Annotated in this window: 17 protein-coding genes; 3 read left to right on the forward strand and 14 right to left on the reverse strand. The window is 71.5% G+C overall.

The window, feature by feature from the left end:
- The first annotated feature begins 11 nt into the window (after positions 1–11).
- Positions 12–1,253: a C39 family peptidase gene (locus tag NLX83_RS33645; protein WP_254239337.1), complete on the forward strand. Its 1,242-nt coding sequence runs from the start codon at positions 12–14 to the stop codon at positions 1,251–1,253.
- Between the two features lie 213 nt (positions 1,254–1,466).
- On the forward strand, positions 1,467–1,973 hold the full coding sequence (locus NLX83_RS33650) for a DUF4240 domain-containing protein (RefSeq protein ID WP_254239287.1): 507 nt from the start codon (positions 1,467–1,469) through the stop codon (positions 1,971–1,973).
- A 56-nt stretch (positions 1,974–2,029) separates the two neighbouring features.
- Here NLX83_RS33650 and NLX83_RS33655 read toward each other — a convergent pair whose 3' ends face one another.
- From NLX83_RS33655 to infC, 10 genes are all read right to left on the reverse strand, one after another.
- Complete coding sequence (locus tag NLX83_RS33655; protein WP_254239288.1) at positions 2,030–2,674, reverse strand: DUF3558 family protein; 645 nt, start codon at positions 2,672–2,674, stop codon at positions 2,030–2,032.
- Complete coding sequence (locus NLX83_RS33660; protein WP_254239289.1) at positions 2,671–3,702, reverse strand: hypothetical protein; 1,032 nt, start codon at positions 3,700–3,702, stop codon at positions 2,671–2,673. The genes NLX83_RS33655 and NLX83_RS33660 overlap by 4 nt, the downstream gene beginning before the upstream one ends.
- Before the next feature lie 13 nt (positions 3,703–3,715).
- The gene (locus tag NLX83_RS33665; protein WP_254239290.1) at positions 3,716–4,435 is read right to left on the reverse strand and encodes a hypothetical protein; all 720 of its coding nucleotides are present in this window, start codon (positions 4,433–4,435) and stop codon (positions 3,716–3,718) included.
- Entirely contained in the window at positions 4,432–5,532 is a 1,101-nt protein-coding gene (locus tag NLX83_RS33670) for a hypothetical protein (RefSeq protein ID WP_254239291.1), read from the reverse strand. Before NLX83_RS33670 ends, NLX83_RS33665 begins: the two co-directional genes overlap by 4 nt.
- Positions 5,533–5,722: 190 nt before the next feature.
- Positions 5,723–8,221: a phenylalanine--tRNA ligase subunit beta gene (pheT, locus tag NLX83_RS33675; RefSeq protein ID WP_254239292.1), complete on the reverse strand. Its 2,499-nt coding sequence runs from the start codon at positions 8,219–8,221 to the stop codon at positions 5,723–5,725.
- Positions 8,222–8,225: 4 nt separating this feature from the next.
- A complete protein-coding gene (gene pheS / locus NLX83_RS33680; RefSeq protein WP_254239293.1) occupies positions 8,226–9,293 on the reverse strand; it encodes a phenylalanine--tRNA ligase subunit alpha in 1,068 nt (355 codons plus the stop codon).
- 214 nt (positions 9,294–9,507) lie between these two features.
- Positions 9,508–10,299, reverse strand: a complete 792-nt coding sequence (locus tag NLX83_RS33685) for a TrmH family RNA methyltransferase (RefSeq protein WP_254239294.1) — start codon at positions 10,297–10,299, stop codon at positions 9,508–9,510.
- A 23-nt stretch (positions 10,300–10,322) separates the two neighbouring features.
- Positions 10,323–10,703: a 50S ribosomal protein L20 gene (gene rplT, locus NLX83_RS33690; RefSeq protein WP_030431922.1), complete on the reverse strand. Its 381-nt coding sequence runs from the start codon at positions 10,701–10,703 to the stop codon at positions 10,323–10,325.
- 66 nt (positions 10,704–10,769) lie between these two features.
- On the reverse strand, positions 10,770–10,964 hold the full coding sequence (gene rpmI / locus NLX83_RS33695) for a 50S ribosomal protein L35 (RefSeq protein WP_254239295.1): 195 nt from the start codon (positions 10,962–10,964) through the stop codon (positions 10,770–10,772).
- Positions 10,965–11,015: 51 nt separating this feature from the next.
- Entirely contained in the window at positions 11,016–11,612 is a 597-nt protein-coding gene (gene infC / locus NLX83_RS33700) for a translation initiation factor IF-3 (RefSeq protein WP_254239338.1), read from the reverse strand.
- A 281-nt stretch (positions 11,613–11,893) separates the two neighbouring features.
- Between infC and NLX83_RS33705 the strand changes: the two genes are divergently transcribed.
- Complete coding sequence (locus NLX83_RS33705) at positions 11,894–12,238, forward strand: DUF1844 domain-containing protein (protein ID WP_254239296.1); 345 nt, start codon at positions 11,894–11,896, stop codon at positions 12,236–12,238.
- On the opposite strand, the gene NLX83_RS33710 is transcribed toward NLX83_RS33705, so the two are convergent.
- The 4 genes from NLX83_RS33710 to NLX83_RS33725 form a co-directional block, all read right to left on the reverse strand.
- Positions 12,232–12,822, reverse strand: a complete 591-nt coding sequence (locus tag NLX83_RS33710) for a hypothetical protein (protein ID WP_254239297.1) — start codon at positions 12,820–12,822, stop codon at positions 12,232–12,234. The genes NLX83_RS33705 and NLX83_RS33710 overlap by 7 nt on opposite strands.
- A 146-nt stretch (positions 12,823–12,968) precedes the next feature.
- Positions 12,969–13,349 carry a RidA family protein gene (locus NLX83_RS33715; protein WP_254239298.1) on the reverse strand — a complete coding sequence of 127 codons (381 nt, stop codon included), beginning with the start codon at positions 13,347–13,349 and terminating at the stop codon, positions 12,969–12,971.
- Positions 13,350–13,367: 18 nt separating this feature from the next.
- The gene (locus tag NLX83_RS33720; protein WP_254239299.1) at positions 13,368–14,129 is read right to left on the reverse strand and encodes an IclR family transcriptional regulator; all 762 of its coding nucleotides are present in this window, start codon (positions 14,127–14,129) and stop codon (positions 13,368–13,370) included.
- Positions 14,126–15,052 carry a sugar kinase gene (locus tag NLX83_RS33725; protein ID WP_308209424.1) on the reverse strand — a complete coding sequence of 309 codons (927 nt, stop codon included), beginning with the start codon at positions 15,050–15,052 and terminating at the stop codon, positions 14,126–14,128. The genes NLX83_RS33720 and NLX83_RS33725 overlap by 4 nt, the downstream gene beginning before the upstream one ends.
- Positions 15,053–15,098: the final 46 nt, after the last annotated feature.

The raw sequence follows: 15,098 nt of genomic DNA on the forward strand, positions 1-15,098 counted from the left end.
TGCTGACCTCGATGACGGTGACGCCCGCGGGGGGCTCGCCGGAACCCGAGGCGCGACCGGGCAACTCCTCCGTCGACTTCCACGAGTGGCGCTCCCCGTGGGCGTGGCGCGCCGGGCAGCTCGAAGGCGTCGCCGTGGTGCCGACCGGCGGCGTGGTGATAAACCGTCCACAAGGGACAGTGGACTACACCGACCCACACACGCAGACGACCAGGACCTACGAGTACTCGCGGTGGACATCACCCGCGTACCAGCAGAAGTTCGCCGCGACGGAACTCGTCGCGTCGTGGAACGCCAGCACCCCCGCCGGAACCTGGCTCCAGGTGGAGATGCGCGGGAAGACCGCGGCGGGCGCGGAGACGAAGTGGTACGTGATGGGCCGGTGGGCCTCCGGGGACACCGACATCCGCCGCACCAGCGTGCCCGGCCAGGGCGACGCCACCGGCAACGTCGACGTGGACACCTTCGTGGCCAAGAGCGGTCAGCCGCTCAGCGGCTACCAGCTGCGGGTCACCCTGTACCGGTTGCCCGGCAGCACCGCCAGCCCGCACGTGCGCATGGTCGGCGCGATGACCTCGGCCATCCCGGAGCGGTTCACCGTCCCGATCAGCCCGGCCGGCGGCGCGTGGGGCGTCGAACTGCCGGTGCCCAGGTACTCGCAGAACATCCACCGCGGCAAGTACCCGGAGTACGGCGGCGGCGGTGAGGTCTGGTGCAGCCCGACCTCCTCGACCATGGTGCTGGAGTACTGGGGCCGTCGTCCGTCCAAACAGGACATGGCGTGGATCGAGCCCGGCTACGTCGACCCCTCGGTGGCGCACGCGGCGCGGTACAACTGGGACTACGACTACGAGGGCGCGGGCAACTGGCCGTTCAACACCGCCTACGCGGGCAGCTACGGGATGGACGGGCACATCACCCGGCTGTCCTCGCTTCGCGAGCTGGAGCGCTACATCCTCCAGGGCATCCCGGTGATCACCTCGCAGTCGTTCCTGGCCAGCGAGCTGGACGGGGCGGGCTACGGCACCTCGGGGCACATCATGGTGGTGGTCGGCTTCACCAAGGACGGCGACGTGATCGCCAACGACCCGGCCTCGCCGAACAACCCGGCCGTGCGGCACGTGTACAAGCGGGCCCAGTTCGAGACGATCTGGCAGCGCACCAAGCGCCACCTCGCCAACGGCTCGATCGGCGGCGGCCCCGGCGGCATCGCCTACATCATCCGCCCACCCCACTACCCCCTCCCCCGCTAACCCCCTCCCTGGTGTTTTGCCCTGAACGGGTCGTTCGGGGAACCCAATGCCCCCAACGACCCGTTCAGGGAACCTAACGCCCCGAACGACCCGTTCAGGGAATCCAACGCCCCAAACGCGGCGTTGGCGTGCGGGGCGGGAGTGGCGCGAGCGCGGCACGGTGCGGGAGCGGAAGCCGGTGAGTGTCAGACCCCGTGCGTAGCGTCCGCGGACATGGACGAGAACAACCTGTGGCGGCTGGTCGAGGAGGCGGCGGCGGGCGCCGCGGACGTCGAGGAGCAGGCGGAGCGGCTGACCGAGCTGCTCACCGGGCTGGCGCCGATCGAGGTGGTGGAGTTCGAGCGCCTCTTCGAGGTGCAGCTGGCGCGGGCCGACCGGTGGGACCTGTGGGCGGCGGCCTACGTGGCGCTCGGCGGGTGCAGCGATGACGGGTTCGACTACTTCCGCTCGTGGCTGATCTCGTTGGGGCGCAAGGCGTTCGAGGTCGCGCTGGCCGATCCCGACGCGATGGCCGGGCTGGGCTACGACGACGAGGACTTCGGCGACGGCGAAGCGCTGATGTGCGCGGCCGGGCGCGCCTACCGGCGGTTGACCGGAGAGGAGCTGCCCGAGGTGGCCCTGCCCCCGGGGGACACCACCGGGGAGCCCTTCGACGGTGACGACTGGGACGGCCTGGTGCTCCGGTTCCCCAGGATCGCGGCCCGTTTCGACGTGACGTGAAACCGCTAGGGCGGGGAAAACCCCCGCCCTAGCGTTGTCCCGCAAAGGAAAGGAGGTCACTGCACCCGGGAGAGCAGCTTCTCCATCAGGCCCTTGGCGACGTCGCAGGCGCCGCCCTTGTCGGAGAAGCGTCCGTTGCGGACCTCGATGCCCGCGCCTCCCTTGGACAACGGCATCACCACGATGCAGTACGGCTCCTTGGCCGCTCCGAAGGTGGACTCCCGCTGGGCGCCCGCCTTGCCGGAGATGGTCACGGGCACGCCGTTGTTCACCGACTGGGGACCGTACTGCGGGCCCCACAACACATCGACGAGGAAGATCGTTCTGCCCTGGGGCGCGTTCCCGCCACCGGGGTCGACCGCGATCTTCCCGCTGTTCTCGAAACGGCAGTGCAGGGTGAACGCCGAGCTGGGTTCGACCTGCTGCGCCTTCGCCGCGTTGGTGCCCCGCATCGGCGCGGGGAAGTCCTCCCACTTCAGGGTGGTGCAGGGGTCGAACGGTGCCCCGGCCTCCTTCCAGTCCTTGACCGGGTACTGGTCACCGAGCGCGATCACCGCGCGCGGCGGTTTCGGCGGTGCCGGTTGCGCGGGGGCGTTCTCGCCCTCTGCCGCGCCCTGCGGCGCCGGTGAGCCGACCACGGTGCTCGTGCACCCCGACAACACCAACGCGCACAAAGCCGCGACGACCAGTCGGGTTCTCACAGCGCCCCCTTGACCACGAGTTCGGCCGCGGGCTGCGCCACGTCACACGTCTTCGCCGTCACGGTGATGACCTGGACGTCCCGCCCGTTGGGGTCGCTCGCGAACCGCTCGGGCACCATCGTCGGGTCGTACTGGACGTCGACCTGGCACGACTTGTCGATCATCCGTTCCGGCGCCACCGAACCCGGTTTGCCCGCGACGGTGATCGGCTGCTTCGCCTGGTGCGCGGGGTTGTCCGCCCAGCGGAAGCTGATCTGGATCTCCTCGGGCAGCGTCCGCGTCTGCATGTTGAACGGGGTCACCTCCAGCGCGCACATGTACGGCGAGATCGACTTCATCTTCGGCTGCACGCCGGGCTTGGCGAAGCGCTTGGCCAACTCGGGGATGGCCGCGCACGGGTCCTTGGTGGGCAGGACGAGCTCCGGCTTGGTCGCGCCCTCGCCGCGCTTGGACGGGGTCAGCCAGTAAGGCACCAGCTTCATCAGGTACGCCTTGGCGACCTCGCACTGGGGCTTCGGCGGCGGCTCGTCGTTCCTGCCCCGCCAGCTCACCGACAGCTGCACCGGGAGCGTGGTGGCGTCACCGAGCACGGCCCACGCGCAGCTCTGGTCGGGAATGCCGCCGACCCGGTCCGCGCGGCGGGCGAAGGTCCGCCCGTGCAGCTCCATCGTCTCCGCGTTGTCCCGCTTGGACACCGTCACCGAGGTGGAGACCGAGATCGACCACGACCGCGAGGTGGTGCCCGGGGTCGGCTCCACCGTCATCGAGCACGAGTCGAACTCCCGCAGGGTGACGTCCCTCGGCGGGGCGTCGAAGACCTCCTTCACCGACTCCGGGTCCAGCAGCGCGCACGTGTCGATCGTGCGCTTCACGGCGTTCTCGGCGAGCCGTTCCTTCGTCAGCGAGTCGACCGCCACACCGTCGGTCGGCCCCTGGCCCGGGGGCTGGGCCAGCAGCGGCCCGGCCCCCGTCGAGAGCGCCACGGTCAGGCACACCAGCCCGACCGTGGCGATCCGGTGTGTCCTCATGCCATTCCCTCGCTCACTGCACCCGCGAGGCCAGCGTCTCCGCCAACTTCTTCGCCGTCTCGCAGGTGTTCATCGTCGTCTTGAACCGGCCGTTGCGGAGCTGGAGCCCGGCGGAGCCGTTGCCCAGCTTGACGATCACGGTGCAGAACGGGTCCTTCACCGCGGTCCCGCCGGTCTGGGTCTCCTTGAACGCGGCGGGTTTGCCCGCGAGGGTCGTCGTGGTGCCGCCGAGACCCTCCGGTGAGATATCGGTACCCCACACCACGGTCACCTCGAACATCGGGCTCCAGCCCGGCGGCTTCTGCTCGGTCGTCCTGGGCGGCGGCGGGGCCGGGTTGTTGGGGTCCGGCGGCGTCGGCGCGTCGAAGCTGATCGACTCGTTGGCGTGGAACCGGCAGGCCGTCTTGTACGGGTCGCCCTTGCGGACAACCTGCAGCTCCGGGGGCTTCGGCTGCTTGGGCCGGGCCTCCTGCGGGAAGTCCTCCCACTTCAACGTCGTGCACGTGTCGAAGGGCGCGCCGACGCTCTTCCAGTCCGGCGGCGGGACCTGGTCGCCGAGCCGGATCTTCGGGCGCTCCGGCCGCGGCCCGCCCGGGGCCTGGATGAGGATGTCGCCGATTGAGGGGACAGCGGCGGCACCGCCCGCGGGCTCGGCGACGCCCTTGATCTGCGGGCCGCAGCCGGCCAGCGCGGTGAGCACCACCATGCTCAGTGCGATAGTCGTCTTCCTCATGCCAGCGCCACCTTCGTCACGATCTTCGCCGCTTCCTCGGCGGTCTGGCAGTCGGGGGCGGCCACCTGGACCACCTGCACCCGGTCGACCGCCGGGATCTTCATCGCGTCGTACTGCACCTGCACCATGCAGGAGCCGAGGGAGCGGGCGGTGTGGTCCTCCACCTTCGCGGGCTTGCCCTCGATCTGGACCTGGCGCGACGGCGCGCCCCCGCTGATGCCCTCCGCCGGGTCGATGCCCCACTTGTAGTCGATCGAGATCTGCGGCTTGGTCTTCTTGCCGGGGGCGTACCTGCTGCTGAACGACAGGGTGCAGGTGTTGGGCGACATCCCGGTCACGATCGCCGACGGCTGCTCCCCCTCGACGGACATGGACCTGAACTTCTCGACCAGCTCCTTGACCGGAGCGCACGGGTCTTTGCTCGCCAGCGGCAGCTGCGGTTCGGTCTGTGCCTCGGAGCGCAGTGGCGGGTTGGCGAAGAACGGCGCGATCGCGGTCATGTACTCCTTGGCCGCCTCGCAGGAGTCCTTCGGCGGGGTCTCGGTGGACATCCCGCCCCAGTTGACCTGGAGCTGGAGCGTCTTCGTCTTGCTGGTCTGCATGACGAAGTCGCAGCCGGGCGTGCTGCCCGGGGCGCTCTTCTTGCCGTGGAACTTCCGGCCCGCGGCGTCCAGGACGGTGGCACCCGCGACGTCGTCCTCCAGGAACGGCGAGCCGACGCGGGTGTAGATCCGCCAGCCGCGCGAGCCGGTGCGGTCCAGGTTCACCCGCAGCAGGCAGCTCGTGAAGTCGGACGGCTCGATCAGGGCGACCGCGTCGCCGAAGACCTTCGCTGCCGCGGTCGGGTCGTGCAGCGCGCACGGGTCCCAGGTGCGGTAGATGGCCATCTCAGCCATGTTCCTGCGCGACTCGGGGTCCGCCTGGACGCTCCCGAGGTCGGTCGAGGCGGCTCCCGCGGGCGCGGCACCACCGCCCTGCTCCGGGTTCTGCGACGGTGGCGCGGCGGGTTCACCGCTGCACCCGGTCGCCAGCACCGCCAGCGCGAGCGCGCCGACAACCGCGCGCCGCGACGTTCGTTGGATTGAGGACGAACTCACCAGACCCCCACAGGTCACGGATCCACAGTGGACGGAGAAGCGAGAAGAAGCTTCCGTCAGAACACAGCGGACGAGCCCATGCGATCGTCCCCTCGCCGGTGCCGCCGGGAGCACTCTAGCCCAGATGGAGCGGTCGAACGCGCGAAACCCCACACGCGGGCGCGTGTGGGGTTTCGGCGGGCGGTGCGGTTCAACCGCGCAGCGCGGCTCCGGTCCGCTCGGCGGCCAGCGCGACGGCGGCGTCGCGCGCCTCGGTGGCCTCCTCGACGGTGAGGGTGCGGTCCGGCGCGCGCAAGCGCAGTGAGAAGGCCAGCGACCGCTTGCCCTCGCCGACCTGTTCGCCGGTGTAGACGTCGAAGAGCCGGACGTCCTCGACCAGATCGCCGCCACCGGCCACGATCGCGTCGGTGACGTCGGCGACCGGAACGGTCGCGTCAGCCACCAGTGCCACGTCCAGCAGCACCGGCGGGTACGGCGAGACCACCGGCGAGGGCCGCTCGTCGGTCAGCGGCAACCCGTCCAGGTCCAGCTCCATCGCGCAGGTCCGCGCGGGCAGCCCGAGCGCCTCCACCACCTTCGGGTGAAGTTCGCCCGCGTGCCCGACCACGGCGTCGCCGATCCGCAGCGCGGCGCAGCGGCCCGGGTGCCACGGCGCGAGCTCGCCCGCGGTCACGGTCAGCTCCACCCCGGCGGCGCGGGCGACGGTCCTGGCCGCCTCCACCGCGTCCGACCAGTTCGCCGCGCGGCCCTTGCCCCACCAGCCCGCGCGCTCGCGCTGGCCGGTGAACACCGCGGCCACGTGCAGCGGCTGCTTGGGCAGCGCGGCCAGCAGCGTGGCCAGTTCGGCGTCGGTGGGCCTGCGGTCCACCGGCAGGTCCGGCGCTGGCACCTGCCGCTCGTCCGGCTGCACGACCTGGCCGACCTGGTAGAGCGCCAGATCGCGCATACCGCGGGAGACGTTGCGCTGCACCGCGTCGAACAGCCCCGGCAGCAGCGTGCCCGCCAGCTCGGGGCGCTCGGCCTCCAGCGGGTTGAGCAGCGAGACGGTCCTGCGGCGCGGGTCGTCCTCGGCCAGGCCGAAGGCGTCCCAGGTCTGCGGGCTGACGAAGGGCATCGGCAGCACCTCGACGTGCCCGGTCGCGGCGAGCGCGCGGGAGACGGTGCGGCGGCGGCGCTGCGCCGCGGTCAGCCCCCGGCCCGCGGGCGCGGGCGGCAGCACGGAGGGGATGGTGTGGTAGCCCTCCAGCCGCAGCACCTCCTCCACCAGGTCGGCGGGCAGGTTGAGGTCACCGCGCCAGGTCGGCGGGTCGGCGACCACCACGGCGGTGCCGTCGTCGGAGCTGCCGACCTCGATCCGGCAGCCGATCTGGCTCAGCCGCCGCGCGGTCACGCCCCGGCCGTAGTTCACCCCGGCCACCCGGTCCGGCAGCGCCAGCGGGATGGCGATCGCGGCGGGCAGCAGCGGGCGGCCCACATCGGTGCGACCGCGCTCGATCCGCGCGTCGCCGTAGCGGGAGAGCAGCTGCGCGGCCAGCTCCAGCGCGGCGGGCGGCAGCGCCGGGTCGACCAGCCGCTCGAACCGCCTGCTGGCCTCGCTGGGCAGCTTGTGCCGCCGGGCCACCCTGGCGATCGTGGCGGGCTCCCAGTTGGCCGCCTCCAGCAGCACGTCCGTGGTGGAGTCGGTGATCTCGGTGGAGGCCCCGCCCATCACGCCCGCGAGCGAGATCGGGCCGGAGTCGTCGCAGATGATCAGGTCGTCCGGGTCCAGCTCGCGCGACGCACCGTCCAAAGTGGACAGTTTCTCGCCCGCGTTCGCCCTGCGCACCACCAGGGAACCGCGCAACGTGGTGGTGTCGAAGGCGTGCAGCGGGTGGCCGGTCTCCAGCATCACGTAGTTGGTGACGTCCACCGCGAGCGAGATCGGCCGGATGCCCGCCAGCATCAGCCTGCGCCGCATCCACCACGGCGTCGGCGAGGTCGGGTCCAGCCCGGTCACCCGGCGCAGCACGAACCGGCGGCAGCCCTCCAGGTCCTCCACGTGCACCGGGTACACCGCGTCGTCGGCCTCGCCGACGTCGATCATCGCGGGGTCGCGGTAGTCGGCGTCGAAGGCGCACGCCAGCTCGCGGGCCAGGCCGCGGGCGGAGAGGCAGTAGCCGCGGTCCGGGGTGACGGCCAGCTCGATGACGGCGTCGTCGAGGCCGAGCAGCTCCTTGGCGTCATCACCGGGCTGGGCGGTGCCCGAGGGCAGCACCAGGATGCCCGAGTGGTCCTCGCCCAGGGCCAGCTCGGCGACCGAGCAGATCATGCCCTGGCTCATCCGGCCGTAGGTCTTGCGCTCGGAGATGGCGAACCCGCCGGGCAGCACGCAGCCGGGCAGCGCCGCGACGATGGTGTCGCCCTCGCGGAAGTTCCGCGCGCCGCAGATGATCATCTGCGGCTTGACGGTCTCGCCGTCCTCCTCGAGGTTGCCGACGTCGACCTTGCAGTAGCGGATCGGCTTCTTGAAGTCGGTGAGCTCCTCGATCTCCATCACCAGGCCCGCCACCAGCGGGCCGGTGACGCCCGCGAGGTGGTGGACCTCCTCGACCTCCAGCCCGACCCGGACAAAGGCGTCGGCGATCTGCTCGGGCGTGGTCCCCTCGGGCAGGGCGACGTGATCGGCCAGCCAGGACACTGGGATACGCACGGGCTTACGCCTCCGTTCCGAAGGGCAGGGTGAACCGGACGTCACCCTCGACCATGTAGCGCATGTCGGAGATTCCGTTGCGGAACTGGAGAGTCCGGTCGACGCCCATGCCGAAGGCGAAGCCGGAGTAGACCTCGGGGTCGACCCCGCTGGCCCGCAGGACGTTGGGGTGGACCATGCCGCAGCCGCCCCACTCCACCCAGCCCGCGCCGCCCTTCTTCTCCGGGAACCAGACGTCGACCTCGGCGCCGGGCTCGACGAACGGGAAGAAGGCGGGGCGCAGCCGGGTGCGCGAGTTCTCGCCGAACATCGCCCGCGCGAAGGCGTCCAGGGTGCCCTTGAGGTGGGCCATGGTGATGCCCTTGTCCACCGCGAGGCCCTCGATCTGGTTGAAGGCGGGCAGGTGGGTCGCGTCGGGCTCGTCGGAGCGGTAGGTCCGCCCCGGCGCCACGACGTAGACGGGCAGGTCGCGGGTGAGCAGCGCGCGGATCTGCACCGGCGAGGTGTGCGTGCGCAGCACCAGGCCCGAGTCGGCGGGCGCCACGTGGAAGGTGTCCTGCATGGTGCGCGCCGGGTGGTCCTTGACGAAGTTCAGCGCGTCGAAGTTCAGCCACTCGGCCTCGACCTCGGGCCCGTCGGCGACCTCGTAGCCCATCGCGACGAACACGTCGGCGACGTACTCCGACAGCGTGCTGACCGGGTGCCGCGCGCCGGGCTGGACCCGGTCCCACGGCAGGGTCACGTCGACGGCCTCCTCGCGGAGCACGTGCTCGTCCCGCTCGGCCCGCAGCACGGCCAGCCGCTCGTCGTAGGCGGTCTGGACGGCGACCCTGGTCTCGTTGACCCGCTTGCCCGCCTCGGACCGCGCCTGGGGCGGCAGCGCCCCGATCTCGCGGCGCGCGGTCATCAGCGGTGACCGGTCACCGAGGTGCGCGGGCTTGACCGCGGCCAGCGCGTCGAGGTCGGCCGCGGCGGCGAAGTCCTTGCCCGCCTGCTCGACGGCGGCGGTCAGGGTCGCCGGTGAGAGCGCGGCGACTTCCTTGGGATCGTAGGGGTCGTTGGCTCCGGACATGGGTGAAGGCCGCTCCTGATCAGGTCCGCGCTGCCGATTGACGTGCCGCTACCCGCGGTGACGGGCAACAGGCCGATCCTAGGCGACCGCCCCAACCCGCTCGCACTCACCGCACACCCCGCCCAGGTTGGACAGTCTTCAAGTACCCCCGACCCCACCCACAACCGTCTCAAACCGCCCCCAACCCCCAAGCCTTTCGGGCTGAAGGAGTCATTCAGGGGGTGCGCTGCGCGCGGGCGCTCGCGTAGAGGCAGACCGCGGCGGCGGTGGCCAGGTTGAGGCTCTCGGCGGCGCCGTGGATGGGGACGCGCAGCGAGTCGTCGGCGGCGGCCAGGGCCTCGCCGGGGACGCCGTGGGCCTCGCTGCCGAAGAGCCACGCGGTGGGTTCGGCGAGCGCGTCGGCGGTGTCCAGGTCGTCCGCGGCGTTGCCGTCGGCGGCGACCAGGCGCAGCCCGGCGGCGCGGCACGCGTCGAGCACGGCGGTCAGGTCCCGCTCGCGCGCGATCGGCAGGTGGAACAGGCTGCCGGTGCTCGCGCGCACGCACTTGCCGTTGTGCGGGTCGACGGTGTCCCCCGCGAAGATCACCGCGTCGGCCCCGGCCGCGTCGGCGACCCGGCTGACGGTGCCCGCGTTGCCCGGATCGGCGACGCCGACGAGCACGGCCACCAGCCTGGGCGAGCCCGCCAGTGCCTGCGCCAAGGGCACGTCGACGGTATCGCAGACCGCGACAATGCCTTGGGGCGTAACGGTTTCGGAGAGCCCGGCGGCGGCGCGCTCGGTGATCTCGCTCAGCGGCACACCGGCGTCGCGGGCCTCGTCGAGCAGCTCCGGGTTGCGCTCGGCGGCCAGCGCGGTGAAGAACAGCTCGTGCACCCGTCCCGGCCACCGCAGGGCCTCGCGCACTGCCTGGGCGCCCTCGGCGAGGAACCGCCCGGCGCGGGTGCGACCGGCGCGGCGGGCGAGCTGCCGAGCGGCAGCGACCCGCGGCGTGCGCTCGGTGCACACCGCGGGTCGCTCGTGCCGGGTGCTCAGGCCGCGGCCTGGTTCTTGTCCGCGGGAAGCGCGGCGCGGGCGGCCTCGACCAGCGCGGTGAACGCGGCGGGGTCGGAGACGGCCAGCTCGGCCAGGATCTTGCGGTCGACCTCGATCTCGGCGAGGCGCAGGCCCTGGATGAACCGGTTGTAGGTCATCCCGTTCTCGCGCACGGCCGCGTTGATGCGGGTGATCCACAGCTTGCGGAAGTCACCCTTGCGGGCACGGCGGTCCCGGTAGGCGTACCCGAGCGAGTGGAGCATCTGCTCCTTCGCCTTGCGGTACAGCCGGGAGCGCTGGCCGCGGTAGCCGCTGGCGCGCTCCAGGATCGTCCGGCGCTTCTTCTGGGCGTTGACTGCCCGCTTGACGCGTGCCACTGATCAGTCCTGTCGTTCTAGCGGGCAACCTGCGGCCACCCGGAATGTGCGTGGGATGCGGAGGGCTTAGCGCCCGAGCAGTCGCTTGATGCGCGGCGCGTCGGCCTTGGAGACGACCTCGGTGCCCTCGAGGCGCCGGGTCAGCGTGCTCGGCTTCTTCTCCAGGATGTGCCTGCGGCCGGCCTGCTCGCGGCGGAGCTTGCCGGTGCCGGTGACCTTGATGCGCTTGCTCGTGCCGCTGTGCGACTTGTTCTTCGGCATTGTGTCCTCAGTCTTGTGCGGTCGTGCCACCCGTCGGGGTGGCCGTGGTGCTCAGCCCTGCTGCGTGTCCTCGCCAGCGGACTCGCCCGAGTCGCCCGAGTCGTCGGCCGGGAGCGGCCCGCGCGGGCGGGGCTTGATGTGCTTGTGCGGCGCCAGCACCATGATCATGTTGCGGCCGTCCTGCTTCGGGTTGGACTCGACGACACCGAGGTCGACGACGTCCTCCGCCAGGCGCTGCAACAACCGGTAACCCAGCTCGGGTCGGGACTGCTCGCGACCACGGAACATGATCGTGACCTTGACCTTGTGACCGTGTTCGAGGAAGCGCACCACGTTGCGCTTCTTGGTCTCGTAGTCGTGCGAGTCGATCTTCGGGCGGAGCTTCTGCTCCTTGATGACCGTGAGCTGCTGGTTCCTGCGGGACTCGCGGGCCTTCTGCGCGCTCTCGTACTTGAACTTGCCGTAGTCCATGAGCTTGCAGACAGGCGGGCGCGCCTGCGGGGCGACCTCAACGAGGTCGAGATCCGCCTCCTCGGCAAGTCGCAGCGCGTCCTCGATCCGGACGATGCCGACCTGCTCGCCCGCCGGTCCGACAAGGCGGACCTCGGGCACCCGGATGCGGTCGTTGATGCGAGTCTCGGAACTGATGTGGCCTCCTAGGTTCGTGGTGTCCCCGTGCTCGGGGGCGCAGGAAGCGCCGAACCCAGGAACGAGTCCGGCCCCGTCACGTGAACGCACGTGCGGGGCCCGCTGTTCCTACCGATCACGCCACATGGGCGCACACCACCCGCGCACCGCGTCCGCGGTGAGGGCGGGACCGGACCCGGACATCTGGTGTCTGACGACGGTCGATGACTCGGGTGGGAGCGGGGCTCCACTTGCCGCCCCCGCATACACGGGGGCTGGTCGCTCGTGGAAGGGTACCAGGCGTGAATCAGGAGCAGGAAACCGAGCCCGACCAGCAGGTACGTGATCTCGCCGACGTCCCGGCGATCGAGGTGATCAGCCGTTCCGCGGTGCTGCTGATGTCGGCCGCGGCGGAGAAGCTGGGCCTGGCCGACTCCCCTTCGCGGGAGCCCGACCTGGACGAGGCGCGCAGGCTGATCAGCGGCCTCGCCGGCCTGGTCACCGCCTCCGGCGAGTACCTCGGTCCGCACGCCGCCCCGCTCAAGGACGGGTTGCAGTCGCTGCAGCGGGCCTTCCGCGAGGCGTCCGCGGTGCCGGACGAGCCCGGCAAGGGCCCCGGCGAGAAGTACACCGGCCCCGTCTACTGACGGTTCGGGCGCAGACCGAGCCGGACCAGCTCCCGCTCGGCCAGCGCGTCCAGCTCGCCGTTGCGCCAGGCCAGCGCGTCGGCGTTGCTCAGCCGCTTGAGCGGCAGGTTGGCGATCGCCCTCGCGGCCAGCAGCTCGCGGGCGTCGCCGAAGCGCAGCAGGGTCACCGCCGCCGTGGCCTCCCGTACGAACCGGATCCGCCACGGCAGCCACGTCGCCAGCAGCAGCACGAGCGGCAGCAGCACCACGACGAGCGCGAGCCAGAACCCGGTCTGCTCGACCGCGTCGATCTGCCTGCCGCCCGCCGCGATGAGCTGGTCACCCGCGTCGACGCCGGGCGTGAACGCCTTGGCCAGCGACTCCCCGACCAGCGGGATGCGCGCGGCCCACTCGGCGGCTCCGGCGAACACTCCGCGCAGCACAGACCCGGACTCGGCGAGCTTGTCACCGGGCATCCGGAGCTTGAGCACGTTGTCGTAGAGCCTGGTGGCCCCGATGACGGCGAACACCATGACGGTGACCGCGGCGAGGTCCGCGAGCAGTTGACCGGCCCGCCGCCCCGCCTGGTCCGCGTAGAGCTTCACGCCGCCAACGTAGCGGCGCTACTCCATTCGCCGCCCTCAACATCAAATTTGCGAGACCCCACCCCGTTCCCTGAACGACCCGTTCAGGGAATCCAACGCCCCGAACGACCCGTTCAGGGCGCTCAACGCCCCGAACGCGGCGTTGGTCAGGAGAGGACGGCCAGGGCGTCGATCTCGATGAGGAGCCCGGCGGGCAGGCCGACGTAGACGGTGGTGCGCGCGGAGTACGGCTCGGTCATGAACTCGCCGTACGCCTCGTTCATCTCGGCGAAGTGGGCCACGTCGGTCAGGTAGACGCGGATCATCACGGCGTCGTCGAGGGAGGCGCCCGCCTCGGCGAGGACGGCCTGGACGTTGCGCATGGTCTGGCGGGTCTGCTCGGCGACCGTGGTGCCGACGACGTCGCCGGTCTTCGGGTCGAACGCGACCTGGCCCGCGACCTGGAGGATGTTGCCCTTGCGCACGCCCTGGGAGAACTTGGCCACCGGGGTGGGCGCCTCGGCGGTGCGGATCTCCTGCTTGGTCATCTGATGGTCCTTCCTCGGTTAGGTGTTCCCCTGGGCGTCGGGCCGCCAGCCGCAGTCCGCGGAGGCGGCGCGGGCCGCCCCCAGCAGCTCCGGCAGCAACCCGAGCAGTCCTTCGAAGTCGAGCAGCATCTCGGGCACCGACAGCGACATCGCCGCCAGCACCTCCCCGCGCGGTCCGCGCACGGGCGCGCCGATGCAGTGGATGAAGTCCTCGTGCTCCCTGCGGTCCACCGCGTAGCCGCACTGCCGGACCTGCTCCAGCTCGGCCAGGTACGCGTCGGCGTCGGTGATCGTGTTCACGGTGAGCTTCGGGTACGGGATGGAGCGGGCGATCGCGCGGCGCTCGGGTTCGGGCAGCGCGCCGACGAGGATCTTGCCGACCGCGGTGCAGTGCAGCGCGGCCTGCTTGCCGATGCGGGAGTACATCCGCACCTGGTGCCTGCTGTCGTACTTGTCGATGTAGATCACCTCGCCCGCCTCGTAGCTGGCGAGGTGCACGGTGTGGCCGGTGCGCGCGTTGAGCTCGCGCAGGTGCGGTTCGACGGCGCGGCGGACGTCGCGTTCCTCCAGCGCGCGGAAGGACAGGTCGAACAGCGCGGTGCCGAGCCGGTGGTGGCGGGCGCCCTCGCGCTGCACGAAGCGGTGCTTCTCCAGGGTGCGCAGCAGGCGCAGCACCGTGGACTTGTGCACGTCAAGCTTGGCGGCGAGGTCGTCGAGGGTGCGCGGCCCCTCGCCCAGTTCGCGCAGGATCACCAGCGCGCGGTCCAGGCTCTGACTCATCCCAGCCTCACCCCTTCCGTGCTGACGCGGGCGCCGCGCCACGCGGGCTCGTCGGCGTCGAGCAGCGCCGACGCCAGCTCGGCGGGCAGCTGCTCGCCGACGTCCTCGTGCGTGAGCAGTGTTCCGGCCGCACTGAGGTGCCCCGCCCGCAGCCGCCGTCCAGCCCCCTGACCGTCCAAAGTGGACGCCAGGAAGCCTGCGGCGAACGCGTCGCCCGCACCGACGGGCTCGACGACGTCGACGGCGAGCGCGGGCTCGAACACCCGCTGGCCGCTCTCCATGAGGGTTGCCCCGTCCGCTCCCTGTTTCACCACAAGGGTTTCCGGCCCGGGTAACAACGCCCGGACCTCGGCGGGATCATCGGTTCCCCACAGCGCCTCCGCCTCGTCGGAACCGACCAGCACGATGTCGGCGGAGTCGGCCAGTTCGCGCAACAGCTCCGGTCCCCCGCCGTGCTCCCAAAGCGCGGGCCGCCAGTTGATGTCGAAGGACACCCGGTAGTCGCCGCGCCGATCCCGCAGCACCGCGCGGAGTAGGCCGAGGCAGCTCGGCGACAGCGCCGCCGTGATGCCGCTGACGTGCACCAATCGCGTGTGCGCCAAGGAGATCCGGTCGAGCAGGTCGGGCCCGAGCGCCGAGGCCGCCGACCCGCGCCGGTAGTACGTCACGGCGCCGGGTTCCTTGAAGTAGAGCCCCGTCTGCCGGGTCGGGTCGATGTGGACGTCAGCGGTGTCGACGCCCGCGGCGCGCACGCGGCTGAGCACGGCGCGGCCGAAGGAGTCCTGCCCGAGCGCGCTCACCCAGCGGCTGCGGAATCCGCGCGAGGCCAGGTGGCACGCGACGTTCGACTCCGCGCCGCCGACCCCCTCGATCCAGGTCCGGTCCCCGGGAGCGGGCACGAACACGGCCATGGACTCGCCGATGCAGACCACATCACCCGAGGTGTTCACCGTGCTCCCCACATGTGTT

It is taken from the genome of Allokutzneria sp. A3M-2-11 16 (assembly GCF_024213555.1).
Taxonomy (GTDB): Bacteria; Actinomycetota; Actinomycetes; order Mycobacteriales; family Pseudonocardiaceae; genus Allokutzneria.

Bases quoted from the DNA above. Each gene is read 5' to 3' on its own strand.
- NLX83_RS33645 (WP_254239337.1), top strand. From the start codon at position 12: ATGACGGTGACGCCCGCGGGGGGCTCGCCGGAACCCGAGGCGCGACCG.
- NLX83_RS33650 (WP_254239287.1), top strand. From the start codon at position 1,467: ATGGACGAGAACAACCTGTGGCGGCTGGTCGAGGAGGCGGCGGCGGGC.
- NLX83_RS33660 (WP_254239289.1), bottom strand. From the start codon at position 3,702: ATGAGGACACACCGGATCGCCACGGTCGGGCTGGTGTGCCTGACCGTG.
- NLX83_RS33665 (WP_254239290.1), bottom strand. From the start codon at position 4,435: ATGAGGAAGACGACTATCGCACTGAGCATGGTGGTGCTCACCGCGCTG.
- pheS (WP_254239293.1), bottom strand. From the start codon at position 9,293: ATGTCCGGAGCCAACGACCCCTACGATCCCAAGGAAGTCGCCGCGCTC.
- rpmI (WP_254239295.1), bottom strand. From the start codon at position 10,964: ATGCCGAAGAACAAGTCGCACAGCGGCACGAGCAAGCGCATCAAGGTC.
- NLX83_RS33715 (WP_254239298.1), bottom strand. From the start codon at position 13,349: ATGACCAAGCAGGAGATCCGCACCGCCGAGGCGCCCACCCCGGTGGCC.
- NLX83_RS33720 (WP_254239299.1), bottom strand. From the start codon at position 14,129: ATGAGTCAGAGCCTGGACCGCGCGCTGGTGATCCTGCGCGAACTGGGC.